Below are 12,431 nucleotides of genomic sequence, written 5' to 3' on the forward strand. Positions count from 1 at the left end.
AAATCAGGTGGATCGATGGGCCTGGGCCACCAGCCAAATGGCGAAGGCCTGGGCATCCGGGTGCAGCTCGGTGCCGGAGCCGCTGACCAGGTAGAAGGATTCGCTGGCCTCGATGCGGCAGTCGAACAGCTCCACCAGGCGCCCTTCGCGCAACAGGTCCTCGACCATGGACGAGCGCGCGAGCGCGATGCCCTGCCCCAGCTCCGCCATGCGCAGGGTGGAGACCAGGGTGTCGAACTGCGGGCCGGTGGCGTAGTCCACGTCCTCGGCGCCGGCGCGCTGCAGCCAGTAGCCCCAGCCCTCCTCGTAACCCAGCACATGGAGCAGGGGATGGCGGGCGACATCCCGTGGTTCGCGCAGGGGGCCCTGTGCCAGCAGCTCCGGCGAGCAGACCGGGAACAGGGTGTCCCAGGTCAGCCGCTGGGACAGCAGGCCCGGCCACTGGCCGTGACCCCAGCGGATTTCCACATCGTCCTCGCCGTCCAGTTCCTTCACCCAGAGGTTGCTGATGTAGCGGATATCCAGCTGCGGATGGGCCCGACGAAAGTCCGCCAGCCTGGGTGCCAGCCAGAAATGCAGGAACGACAGGCTGCCCCTGACCTTGATCGGCCGGCGCTTGTGCTGGCCGAAGATCTCGTTGGTGCCCACCGCCAGCCGGGTGATGGCGTCCTGCACCACGGGCAGGTAGGACTGGCCCTCTTCGGTGAGCCCGAGCCCCCGGGGCAGGCGCTTGAACAGCGCCACCCCGAGGTGGCTTTCCAGCTGCCGGATCTGCTGGCTGACGGCGCCCTGGGTCAGGTGCAGTTCCTCCGCCGCATGGGTGAAGTTGAGGTACCGCGCCGAGACTTCGAAGGCTCGCAGCCAGTTCAGGGGAGGCAGGGCTTTCGGATTCATGGTCGGGACCTCGGGACGGCGGAGTGGGAAGGAATCGCTCAGGCCGCCTCGGGCACCCTAGCCGGGGCCACGGGCGAAACCTGGCGCCGTTCGCGCAGCTTGCGGGTCACCCAGTAGACGAAGTAGCACCAGGCAATGAACGGCACGCCGAAGTAGAGCGCAACTCGCTGGGCCGGATCAAAGGCAATCCCGATGCAGGCCAGCGCGCAGCAGAGCAAGGCGCCCAGGGGCACCCAGGGATAGCCGCGCACGCGGAAGCCCAGGTCCTCCAGGCGACCGCCGTTGGCCAGGTAATGGCGACGGAAGGCCATCTGGCTCGCGGCGATGCTCATCCACACCACCACCACCGCCAGGCCGGAGATGGACACCAGGGCGAGGTAGACGGTATCCGGTGCGAACACGCTGGAGAGCAGCGAGGCGATGCTGCCGGCCATGCTCACGACGATGGCGTTGAACGGCGTGCCCATGCGGCTCAGGGTGCCGAAGCGCTTGGGCATGTGGCCCTGGTCGCTGAGGGTCCAGAGCATCCGCGAGGCGGCGTAGAGGCCGGAGTTGGCCGCCGACAGCAGCGCGCTGATGATCACGAAGTTCATGATGTCGGCCGAATAGGGAATGCCGATGGACTCGAACACCGTGACGAAGGGGCTTTCCACCAGGCCGGCCTGCTCGCGGGGCAGCAGGGTCGCCAGCACGAAGATGGTGCCGACGAAGAACAGCGCCAGGCGGACCACCGTGGTGCGGATCGCCTTCGGCACGTTGCGTTGCGGGTCGCGCGTCTCGCCGGCGGCGATGCCGATCAGCTCGGTGCCGGAGAAGGCGAAGGCGACCGCCAGCAGGGTCATGGCGATGGACCAGAAACCGGTGGGAAACAGCCCCTCGCGGGTGAAGTTGGCCAGTCCCGCGCTCTGCACCTGCTGGGTCTCGAAGATGCCGAAGATGGCGCCACCGCCGACCACCAGGAAGGCCACCACGGCCAGGACCTTGACCAGCGACAGCCAGAACTCGGTCTCGGCGAACAGTCGCACCGACACCACGTTGCTGATGAACACCGTCAGGGCGAACAGCGCGCTCCAGATCCACACCGGGGTCTCGGGGAACCAGCGCACCATGAGGATGCCGGCAGCGGTGAACTCCGAGCCGATGGCCACCGTCCAGGTCAGCCAGTAGAGCCAGGCCACGGTGTAGCCGGTGCCCGCGCCGAGGTAGCGGGAGGCGTAGCTGCTGAACGAACCGGTTTCCGGCATGTGCACGGCCAGTTCGCCCAGGCACATCATCACCATGTACACCATCACCGCGCCGATGATGTACGCGATCACCGCGCCCAGCGGTCCCGCCTGGTTCACCGTGTAGCCGGAGGTGAGGAACAGCCCGGTGCCGATGACCCCGCCCAGCGCCAGCATGACGATGTGGCGGGTCTGCATGTCCTGTTTGAAACCAGGCCCCGATGTCGCTTTGTCGTTTGTTGTATGTAGGGACATATGTTGAATCTCATGAAAGTTTACGGACAAGGACGCTTCTGCGAACAACTTCAAGGCAGAACCAAACTGATTGCCGTCAGGTATTTTTATTGTTCCGTTTCATGATCGACTCGCTGACTCTCCGGCCAGGAGTTGGGGCGAATGTCAGATTTCCACCTCGGTGCGACATTCGGTGAGGGATGGAAGGGAGTGGACTGGGGATGAGCAGGACAGCTCCTCATGAACGCAGGCGAACGCCTGCTTGAGATCGGCCAGGAGATCCTCGGTCTCCTCGATGCCGACCGAGACTCGCACCAGTCCCTCGGAAATCCCCAGGGCCAGGCGCTCCTCCAGGGTGTTTTCCACATGGCTGGTGGTGCGTGCGGGACCGTAGATGGTCTCCACCGCCCCGAGGTTGCCGGCACGGTGCGCATAGCGAAGGCGCGGCAGCAGGCGGACCACGGTGTCCATGCCGCCGCGCAGCACGAAGCTGACGATGGCGCCGAAGCCGCGCATCTGCCCTCGGGCGATGGCATGCCCCGGATGGCTGGGCAGGCCCGGATAGTTCACCGCCTCCACCAGCGGTTCGGTCAGCAGGTACTCGGCCAGCGCCTGGGCACTGCGCTGCTGCTGGCGCAGGCGCAGGGCCAGGGTCTTGATGCCACGGATGATGAGGAAGGCGGAGAAGGCGTCCAGCGCGGCGCCGTTGATCTCGCGGTAGTGCCGCACGCTGGCCATCAGGCTTTCGGCGCCGCAGGCGATGCCGCCCAGGGCGTCACCGTGACCGGAGAGGAACTTGGTGGCGCTGTGCACCACCAGGTCCACGCCCAGGGCCAGGGGGTTCTGGTTGAGGGGCGTGGCGAAGGTGTTGTCCGCCACCACCAGGGCGCCGACGCGCTTGGCCGCGGCCACCAGGCGGCGGACGTCCAGCACCTTGAGCGTCGGGTTGGTGGGGGTTTCCAGGTACAGCAGGTCGCAGCCACGGGCGATTTCCGCCTCGATGGCCTCGGTATCCAGGGTGTCGCAGAGCACCACGTCCACGCCCATGCGCGGCAGGAACTCCTCGAAGATCTTGTTGGTGCCGCCGTAGCTGTCGCGGGTCGAGACCACGCGCTTGCCCTGGCACAGGAAGGTGTGCAGCACCGCGCTGATGGCGGCCATGCCGCTGCTGAAGGCCACCGCCGATTCCGCGCCCTCCAGCTCGCAGAGCTTGGCTTCCAGGGTCGCCACCGTCGGGTTGCTCATGCGGCTGTAGATATAGCCTTCGCGCTGGCCCAGGGCGACCTCGTACCAATGATCGACATCCTGATAACCGTAGGCGGCGCTGACCACGATCGGCGTTTGCGTTGCGTTGTAAGGATGTCCGTCCTGCTCTCCGGCCCAGACGACTTGAGTACCCATTCCCGCAACTTCACCGCGAGCAGTTTCCGATTTCTTGTTCATCTCTAATCCCGAATCCGCAAGACAACATCACGAAGCAGTTCTGCTTGCCGGCGAATATAGGGAATGGATAACCCCCTGAAAAACGATGATATCCGGGCCTGAGACCCGCTTTTTTTAATGGCTGCGAAGGGGCGGAATCGAACGCAGGCGACGCGACCGACTACCCGGCAGGGCGCGAATGCGAAGGACCCCGGAGCGGAGTCGGGGCCTGGCCATGCGGGAGGGGAAGGAGGCCGGCGCCCCGGAGCGGGTCGCCGGCAGGAGGGAAAATCAGGCCTTGAAGCGCCCGACCAGACCGTGGAGCTGCTCGGACAACTGCACCAGCTCGTGGGAGTCGCGCCGGGCCGACTGCGCCAGGTTCTCCACCAGCAGCGCATCGTCCTGGATCTGCGCGATGTGCCGGTTGATGTCCTCGGCCACCTGGTGCTGCTCTTCGGCGGCCGTGGCGATCTGGGTGTTCTGATCGCGAATATGGTCCACCGCGCCGCGGATCTGTTCGAAGCTTTCACTGGCCTGGCTGATGCGTTCGACGCTGGCTCGGGACATCTCCAGGCTGCTCTGCATCTGCCGGGTGACCTCCTGGGTACGCCGCGCCAGTCCACCCAGCAGGCCATCGATCTCGCCGGTCGACGACGCCGTGCGCTGCGCCAGGGCTCGCACCTCGTCGGCCACCACCGCGAAGCCCCTGCCCTGCTCGCCCGCCCGCGCCGCCTCGATGGCGGCGTTCAGCGCCAGCAGGTTGGTCTGCTCGGCGATGGAGCGGATGGTGTCGAGGATGGCATTGATGTTCTGGCTGTCCTGCTCCAGCCCCTGCAGCGCCTCGGCGGACTGCTTCAGGTTCTCGCTCAGGCGCAGCACGCTGTCGGTGGCCCCTTCGATCTGCGTCTGCCCGGTATGCACCTGGCGCTGGCCCTCGTCGGCCGAGGTCGCCGCCTGGCTGCAGGAGCGCGCCACTTCGTTGGCCGTGGCGACCATTTCATTGAACGCGGTGGATACCAGTTCCACCGCACCACGCTGGCGCTCGGCGACCTCGGCCATCTCCCGCGCCACCCGGGTGGTGCCATCGGAGGTGTGACGCAGGGCCGCCGAGGCCTCGATGATGCGCTGCACCAGTTGGCGAATGGCACCGAGGAACTGGTTGAACCAGCCGGCGAGCACGGCGGTTTCGTCCTTGCCGTTGACCGTCAGGCTGCGGGTGAGGTCGCCTTCGCCCTGGGCGATCCCCTCCAGGCCGCTGGCCACGCCACGAATCGGGTTGACGATGAGGTTGGCGAACAGGGCCCCGAGCACGGCGAAAAGCACCGCCAGCACGACGACGACGATGCCGATCTGCCAGGCCAGGCCGTTGGCCTTGGCCATCACCTCGCCGTGCTCGATCAGGCCGATGAAGCGCCAGCCGAGGGTGGGCGAGGCCCAGACGTTGGCCATGTAGCGCGTGCCGTCGAGCTCCACCTCGGCCAGCCCCTGGGTATCCGCCAGCCGCGCGTAGTCGCCGCCGAGGTCCTTGAGGGGCTTGAAGTTGTGGCTGGCGTCGTGCGGGTCCACCAGCACGTTGCCATTGTCTTCCACCAGCATCAGGTAGCCGGTCTCGCCGATGCGGATCTGCTTGACCAGGTCGGTCAGCTGCTTCAGCGACACGTCCAGCCCCACCACGCCGGAGAGCGTGCCCTGGGCGTCGTTCACCGTGCGTACCGTGCCGAGCAGCACGGTGTCGTCCGGCGCCCAGTAGTAGGCGGCGGTGCGCACCGTCTTGCCCGGCGCCGCCACGGCGGCCTGGTACCAGGGGCGCTGGCGCGGGTCGTAGTGCTTCAGGTCCGGGTCGGCCGGCCAGGTCGCGTAGCCGCCGTCGACGCGCCCGTAGGACAGGTAGGCGGTCGTGGGATGGGACTTGGCGAAGTTGCCGAAGAGGGTTTCCAGGGCCTGGCTGGTCTCGGTCAGGGGAATCCCCGGGGCATCGGCCGACACATAGCTCTTGAGGTCCCTGGCCTCCACCACCTGGGGCAACGAGGCGATGTACTCCACGTTCTCGCTGATGCCACGGAAGAACATCGCCATGGCGTTGTCGACCTGGCGGATCTCCCGCTGGCTGCCGTCGAGGAAGTCGGTCTCCGCCTGGGTCCGCAGGTTGTAGATCACCACCGCGGCCACCAGGAGGATGGGCACGCACGCGATGGCCGCGAAGGCACAGGTCAGCTTCTGCTTGATGTTCATTACATGGACTCTCGGGAGTGGGAACACGCCAGGTGCGAATACGCAGATGGCGAAGGGCGCTACCGGACTATCGGCGCTGCCCGCCACTCCTTGAGGAGGGGTGTCGCAAGCGAAGTGGAACATGTCGTTAAGAGGTGAAACGCCCCTGCGCCCGCCTCCCTCGCCCTCTGCGGGACGTGCCGTCCGGCGCCCCGCCGCGTTGTACAGCACCTGCGGGGGATCAGGCCCCAGGGTCGTGGCACGGTGCGGAAACGACCCGCTGCACGCGGCCCCCGCAGGGTGAGCCGCGTGTTCAGCGGGGAGCGTCCTAGGGGCGGTCCAGGTCTGCGGCGGCGTGCCGTTCCGGGCACTGCTCCGCAGGGTCGCCCCAGGTGCGGTTGACCCGGCGACCACGCTGGACCGCCGGACGCTGGGCGACTTCCTCGGCCCAGCGCTGAACATGGGTGTACTCATGCACCGACAGGAACTCGCCGGCCGAATAGAGGTTGCCGCGCACCAGTTCGCCGTACCAGGGCCAGACGGCGATATCGGCGATGCTGTAGCCGTCCCCCGCCAGGTAGCGGCACTCCGCCAGGCGCCGGTCCAGCACGTCCAGCTGGCGCTTGGCTTCCATGCTGAAGCGGTCGATGGCGTACTGGAACTTCTCCGGCGCGTAGGCATAGAAATGCCCGAAGCCGCCGCCCAGATAGGGCGCCGCGCCCATCTGCCAGAACAGCCAGTTCAGCGTCTCGGTGCGCGCGGCCCGGTCGGTGGGCAGGAAGTGGCCGAACTTCTCCGCCAGGTAGAGCAGGATCGAGCCCGACTCGAAGACGCGGATGGGCGATTGCTCACTGCGATCCAGCAGGGCCGGGATCTTGGAGTTGGGGTTCACCTCGACGAAGCCGCTGGAGAACTGCTCGCCCTCGCCGATGCGGATCAGCCAGGCGTCGTACTCGGCCCCGGAAACGCCGAGCGCCAACAGCTCTTCCAGCAGGATGGTCACCTTGACCCCATTGGGCGTGGCCAGGGAATACAGCTGCAGCGGATGCCGCCCCACCGGCAGCTCGCGCTCATGGGTCGGGCCCGCCACCGGCCGGTTGATGTTGGCGAAGGCACCGCCGGACGGCGCGAGGTGCTGCCAGACCCTGGGTGGAACGTAGCGTTCTTCGGACATGGATTTCCCCCTGTGTGTCGAGCTGGGTACATCGGGCCGAGCGCCTGGAAACCAGGCCGTCGCCCGCGCGGAAAGAGGCAGGTTATGACACGCCTCGCCGTCGCCGGACCAGCAGTAATACTACGCAGCGCGACTGCGGATGCTCACCTGGAACTCAGGGGCCAGGCTTGATTCGACGGCGATGGGCGCCTTGCAGACTGGCAGGTGCTGCGCTTCAGGGTTGACGCTCACAACCGGTTGCTCTAGCTTTCGGCGGCGTAATGGCATTTTGAAAGCATGGATACGTTTTTTCAGGGATGTTGAACCTATTCTCCTGGTTCTCGGGGCGCCAGTACGCCTTCGGGGCCTTCATCGTGGCGCTCGCCCTGCTGGACCCGTTCGGGCTGACCAGTTCGACGGACGACGCCTCGGCCAAGTGGCTGAACCGGATCTTCGCCAGCTTCTACCCCGATACCGGGCAACGGAACACGGTCGTCATCCTCATCGACGATGAGTACCTGTTGCGCAACGACACCTATTGGCCCATGCCCTACTCCGAGCAGAGCAAGCTGTTCAAGCGGCTGCTCGCCTACAAGCCGGATGCCGTATTCGTCGACCTGCTCTATAGCCACGATCACTCCCGGGACGATGCAAGGCAGAGCAGCCAACTGCTGGCCAACGTGTTCGAACGCTACAAGCACCAGGGCATACCGTTGTTGCTGGCCAACACGGGCCTCGAGCGCGGCAAGGACGGGCAGATCAACACCCTGCCACGCTTCTCTGGCGTAACCTCCCCCACCCTGGTGGCCTGGAGTGGCTTCGGCGACCATTACCCGCTTGCGATTCGAACGGCCGTGGGCGATCTGGAAACCCCGGCACTCGAGCTCTATCGCCGCTACTGCCAGAAGAACGCCTGTGAACCGCTGCCAGAAGATGCCGCCGCAGCCATCTCACTGCCCCCCATCGCCTTGCAATGGGGGCTGAAGATGTCGGCGAAGCAGTCCCTGGTGGCGCCGGTCGGCCATTGTTCGACGCCGGGGGTCATCGACCAACTGCTCCAGGCGATCTTCTGGAAGCTGGGCAGCGAAGCCGAATCCAATTGCGCCTACAGCCTGACGCTGAGGGCCGGCGACCTGGAGGCGAACGGACCGGAAGAACGCGAACTGCTCAGCCACCTGCTGCGGGGCAAGCTGGTGCTCGTCGGCGCCCAGATCACCTCGGCCGGCGACCTCGTTCAATCCCCACTGCATGGCAAGGTGCCCGGTATCTACATCCACGCCATGGCACTGGACAACTTGATCGCCTGGGGAACCGATTACTACCACTCCCCCGCCAACCTGTTCGGCAGTGACATCGACTGGCTGGATATGGTGGAGCTCGCCCTGCTCCTGCTCATCGCGGTACTCAAGAAAGCACACGAAAGAGATACCTGGAGCTGCGCCCACTGGCGCAGCTGGCACTCGTGGTGCGTCGTGCTGCTCCTGCTGGCCACGCTGTCGGGAGTCCTCCATTTCATGAGCATCACCCCAGCCAACATCCTCGGCATCCTGCTCCTGTCGCTGGTGCTGTTCAGCGACAAGCTCGAAGAAATCGTCAATGCAAGCCACCGGAAAGGGGCGCTCCCCCCTGCAACTCAAGGAACCCAGAGATGATCAGAACCTCCCTGCTGCTGCTCGCAACCCTGGCAACGCAAGCCGCCCTGGCGTCACCTCCGGTGGTCGAGGCCTTTCTCGCCGACCCCGTGGCCGTGCTCGATGAACAGGGCAAGCTCCAGCGGGAAGTCGCGCGCCAGGAGCTGCCCGGCCAGCCCCTGACCGTCCTGCAGTACAACGAAGACCTGGAACTGGTGCAGGTGGAGCTGTCCGGGCAAAAGATCTGGCTGGATACCGTTGACCTGCGCCTGAACCCCAGCAAGATCGTGAAGCTGCCCTGCCAGAAGCTGCCCACCAGTCAGGCGACGGATCAGCACAACAACTCCACCATCGGCTTCGGCGCGGGATGCAGCCAATGAGGAGTCGACAGGTGAAACGCTCGCTTCTCGCACTCTCCGCGATCACCGGCCTCGCACTGTCGGGCTGCGAAACCATGAAAGGCGCCGACGACGCCTTGATCAATCTTGTGGGGCCCTCCACCCAATCACGATTTGACGGCCGCTATATCGAGCAATCGGACGTCCGCGGCTACTATCGCCTGGACCCGCAGAAGCTCGGCGAACAGCGCCTGAGCTTCGATGGCCGCGCGGTGCCCGCAGGCGAAATCCGCCAGCAGAACCTGGTGCGGATTCCCGAGTTGGAAAGCTACCTGCAGGGCATCGTCACTCGTCTGTCCAAAGGCTGGCCGGGCGAGCTGCCGCCCATGCAGGTCCGCCTGGTGGACAGCTACGGCTTCGGCCCCTCAGCCGACCGTTTCGGCACGATCTTCGTGCCCTTGGGCATGCTCGACAACGTGGAGAGCGAGGACGAGATCGCCGCCATGCTCGGCCATGAAATGAGCCACCTGCTGCTGCGTCACCACGACCGAATGGCGGCCTTTCAGCAGCAGAAGGAGCTGATGACCACCGTGGCCACGACAGTGGTGGTGGCTGCAGTTGCCTCCAATACGGGCGTGGACAAGAGCTCGGGCTCCCTGAAACTCATCAGCAAGGACCCACTGGGCACCCAGAAGACCATCGGCAACACCGTGCTCTACACCGCCCTGGCGAACAGCTTCTCCGACAACGTATGGAGCACCGCCTGGGGCCGCAGCCAGGAAGACCAGGCTGATCTGCTTGGAACCGACCTGATGATCCGCAGCGGTTACGCCCCCCGTGCGGCGAGCCACAGCCTGCAGCGCCTGAACGACTTCCAGGGCAAACAGGAGCCCCTGCTCAAGGGCTTCCTCGAGTCACGCAAGTCCGCGATGCAGGAATCCCTCGAACAGTTCAACCTGAACCGCTTCACACAGGAGCTGAATGTAATGCTCAACCAGGGACTGAGCACCACGATCACCTCCGCTGGCCAGTACCTCAACCGCTCGCACATGTCGCCCATGGACCGCGACGAGGAACTGCGCCACTACCTGCAACGGGAATACCGGCAGGAACGCAGGGCTCGCGTGGATCGCCGCAGCTGGCCCAAGGTGCGCGACTCCCAAGCGGTGGCGGCGTCCATGCAGGCCTACAAGGACGCCTACGGAGCCACCGTGGCCTTGGAGCAGAACAAGGTTCGCGAGGCCAGGTTGCTGGTGGACCGCGCGTTGGCCTCCCCGGTGAAGAACCAGCCCGGCATCCGCCGCACGGCATTCAACCTGCACCTGGCCGAAGGCAATGGCCGTGAAGCCCTCAAGGACCTGCAAGCCATCGACGACTGGTCCCTGGCCGGCCCGTCCATCTACGACCTGATGATCAGCTACCACCTCAAGAACGGTGATCCCCAGGCTGCGCTGAGTATGATCGGGCGCGCCGAGAGCAACCTGGGCTCGGAAGAGCTCTTCATCAACGAAAAGCTGCTGGCCAACCAGCAACTGAAGAACGAACCCGAGGTGCAGCGGGTCCTCGCGCGCTGCCAGCAATACCCCTCACGCAAGGCCAACTGCAGCAAGCTGGCGCCGAAGAAGGCCTGACCCTGCCACAGCGCCATCGTCCCTGAAGTGGGGCACGCCCCGGGGCGTGCCCCAGTCCTTGGTCACCACTCCGCTCACGAGCCGCAGGCCGGATCGGTGCCCTGGCAAGTGGGCTGTGAATCACTCCCCAGACCAATCCCGCCCGGCGCACAATAGGCCTCCCCACGCGCGAGGCAGACCCTGCATGAAGACCCCAGGCGGCATGTTGCTCACAGGCATCGAGCTGGACCGCGCCAGCCCGGTGCCGCTCTATCGCCAGCTGTACCTGCAGGTTCGCAAGCAGATCCTCTCCGGCCGGCTTCCCGGCGGCACCCGCCTGCCCTCGACGCGCACCCTGTGCAAGGAACTGGGGCTGTCGCGCATCACCCTGCTCAACGCCTTCGACCAGCTCACCGCCGAGGGTTTCCTGGCGTCCCGCACCGGCGCCGGCTCCTATGTCGGCCACGAATGGGAGGGACGCCGCGCGGCCACCGATGAGCCTCGCAAGCCGCCCCGGCTGTCGAGCATGAGCCACGCGGTGCATTCCCTGCGCAGCGACCACTTCAGCGGCGTCTCCTACAGCACCTGGGCGCCGGACTGCCCCACCTCCTTCCTGCCCAGCCATCCGGCCTACGATGCCTTCCCCGTGCAGGCCTGGAAGCGCCTGATGAACCGTCACCTGCGCAAGCCGGGCAAGGCCGAGCTCGGCTACGGCGAGCTCAAGGGCCTGCTGCGGCTGCGCGAGGCGATCGTCGAGTACGTGGCCGATGCGCGCGGTATCGAATGCAGCGTCGACCAGGTGGTGATCACCTCCGGCGCCCAGCAGGCGTTCAACCTGCTGGGCATGCTGCTGCTCGATCCCGGCGACGGCGTCTGGATGGAGGACCCCGGCCACATCGCCGCGCGCATCGCCTTCCAGGCCCAGGGCTGCCGCCTGGTGCCCCTGCCCATCGACGACCAGGGCCTGGACGTGCAGCAGGGCGTGCGCGACTGCCCCGACGCGCGCCTGGCCTTCACCACCCCCTCGCGCCAGCACCCGCTGGGCACCACCATGAGCTACGCGCGACGCCAGGAGCTGATCGACTGGGGCGGCCGCGGCCAGGGCTGGATCATCGAGGACGATTGCGACAGCGAGTTCCGCTACGTGGGCCGCCCCCTGCCAGCCCTCTACGCCATGGATCCCTGGGGCCGGGTCATCTACGTGGGAACCTTCAGCAAGGTGCTCTATCCCTCGCTGCGCCTGGGCTACGTCATCCTTCCCGAGGACCTGGTGGAGCCGTTCTGCGCCATTCGCGCGGTGATGGACCGCAGCCCTTCCACCCTGCACCAGGCGACGGTCGCCGATTTCATGCTGGAAGGGCATTTCCTCGGCCACATCCGCCGCATGCGCAACCTCTACCAGGCGCGCCAGGCCTGCCTGCTGGAGGCCCTGCAACGCCATTTGGGCGGCTTTCTCTCGGCGAATCCGGTGGAGTCCGGCCTGCACCTGATGGGCTGGCTGCCCGACGACCAGGACGACGACCAACTGGCCCGCCAGCTCGGCGAGCACCAGGTCTACACCTACGCGCTGCGCGACTACTGCGTCCGTCACCGGCTGCCGCCGGGGTTGCTGCTGGGCTTCGCCGCCACGCCGGAGCAGCAGGCCGAGCGCCGCGTGCAGGAGCTCGCCCAGGCCCTGACGTCCCTGGGCCTGCTGACCTGAAGCGGTCCGCGCG

General features: G+C 66.2%; 9 protein-coding genes. 4 read left to right on the forward strand and 5 right to left on the reverse strand.

Features of this window, described 5'->3' with window-relative positions; genetic code table 11:
* Nucleotides 1–3: 3 nt before the first annotated feature.
* The 5 genes from KF707C_RS20525 to yghU form a co-directional block, all read right to left on the reverse strand.
* Nucleotides 4–894, reverse strand: coding sequence for a LysR substrate-binding domain-containing protein (locus KF707C_RS20525; RefSeq protein WP_003456870.1), 891 nt, complete (start codon nucleotides 892–894; stop codon nucleotides 4–6).
* Between the two features lie 38 nt (nucleotides 895–932).
* Nucleotides 933–2,372, reverse strand: a complete 1,440-nt coding sequence (locus KF707C_RS20530; protein WP_003456868.1) for an amino acid permease — start codon at nucleotides 2,370–2,372, stop codon at nucleotides 933–935.
* A gap of 144 nt (nucleotides 2,373–2,516) precedes the next feature.
* The gene (locus KF707C_RS20535) at nucleotides 2,517–3,794 is read right to left on the reverse strand and encodes a cystathionine gamma-synthase family protein (RefSeq protein ID WP_003456866.1); all 1,278 of its coding nucleotides are present in this window, start codon (nucleotides 3,792–3,794) and stop codon (nucleotides 2,517–2,519) included.
* Between the two features lie 270 nt (nucleotides 3,795–4,064).
* Nucleotides 4,065–6,005: a methyl-accepting chemotaxis protein gene (locus KF707C_RS20540; protein WP_003456864.1), complete on the reverse strand. Its 1,941-nt coding sequence runs from the start codon at nucleotides 6,003–6,005 to the stop codon at nucleotides 4,065–4,067.
* Nucleotides 6,006–6,312: 307 nt separating this feature from the next.
* Complete coding sequence (gene yghU, locus KF707C_RS20545; protein ID WP_003456861.1) at nucleotides 6,313–7,158, reverse strand: glutathione-dependent disulfide-bond oxidoreductase; 846 nt, start codon at nucleotides 7,156–7,158, stop codon at nucleotides 6,313–6,315.
* 296 nt (nucleotides 7,159–7,454) lie between these two features.
* Between yghU and KF707C_RS20550 the strand changes: the two genes are divergently transcribed.
* The 4 genes from KF707C_RS20550 (at nucleotide 7,455) to pdxR (ending at nucleotide 12,418) form a co-directional block, all read left to right on the forward strand.
* Nucleotides 7,455–8,789, forward strand: a complete 1,335-nt coding sequence (locus KF707C_RS20550) for a CHASE2 domain-containing protein (protein ID WP_003456859.1) — start codon at nucleotides 7,455–7,457, stop codon at nucleotides 8,787–8,789.
* Nucleotides 8,786–9,148 (forward strand): hypothetical protein, encoded by a 363-nt coding sequence (locus tag KF707C_RS20555; RefSeq protein ID WP_003456856.1) that lies wholly within the window; start codon nucleotides 8,786–8,788, stop codon nucleotides 9,146–9,148. The genes KF707C_RS20550 and KF707C_RS20555 overlap by 4 nt, the downstream gene beginning before the upstream one ends.
* An 11-nt stretch (nucleotides 9,149–9,159) precedes the next feature.
* Nucleotides 9,160–10,737 carry a M48 family metallopeptidase gene (locus KF707C_RS20560; RefSeq protein WP_003456855.1) on the forward strand — a complete coding sequence of 526 codons (1,578 nt, stop codon included), beginning with the start codon at nucleotides 9,160–9,162 and terminating at the stop codon, nucleotides 10,735–10,737.
* A 184-nt stretch (nucleotides 10,738–10,921) separates the two neighbouring features.
* Complete coding sequence (gene pdxR / locus KF707C_RS20565) at nucleotides 10,922–12,418, forward strand: MocR-like pyridoxine biosynthesis transcription factor PdxR (protein ID WP_003456853.1); 1,497 nt, start codon at nucleotides 10,922–10,924, stop codon at nucleotides 12,416–12,418.
* Nucleotides 12,419–12,431: the final 13 nt, after the last annotated feature.

The sequence above is a fragment of the Pseudomonas furukawaii genome (assembly GCF_002355475.1).
Classification (GTDB): domain Bacteria; phylum Pseudomonadota; class Gammaproteobacteria; order Pseudomonadales; family Pseudomonadaceae; genus Metapseudomonas; species Metapseudomonas furukawaii.

Coding starts and splice junctions, on each gene's coding strand:
- KF707C_RS20535 (WP_003456866.1), bottom strand. CDS start 3,794: ATGAACAAGAAATCGGAAACTGCTCGCGGTGAAGTTGCGGGAATGGGT.
- yghU (WP_003456861.1), bottom strand. CDS start 7,158: ATGTCCGAAGAACGCTACGTTCCACCCAGGGTCTGGCAGCACCTCGCG.
- KF707C_RS20550 (WP_003456859.1), top strand. CDS start 7,455: ATGTTGAACCTATTCTCCTGGTTCTCGGGGCGCCAGTACGCCTTCGGG.
- pdxR (WP_003456853.1), top strand. CDS start 10,922: ATGAAGACCCCAGGCGGCATGTTGCTCACAGGCATCGAGCTGGACCGC.
- KF707C_RS20540 (WP_003456864.1), bottom strand. CDS start 6,005: ATGAACATCAAGCAGAAGCTGACCTGTGCCTTCGCGGCCATCGCGTGC.
- KF707C_RS20555 (WP_003456856.1), top strand. CDS start 8,786: ATGATCAGAACCTCCCTGCTGCTGCTCGCAACCCTGGCAACGCAAGCC.
- KF707C_RS20530 (WP_003456868.1), bottom strand. CDS start 2,372: ATGTCCCTACATACAACAAACGACAAAGCGACATCGGGGCCTGGTTTC.
- KF707C_RS20525 (WP_003456870.1), bottom strand. CDS start 894: ATGAATCCGAAAGCCCTGCCTCCCCTGAACTGGCTGCGAGCCTTCGAA.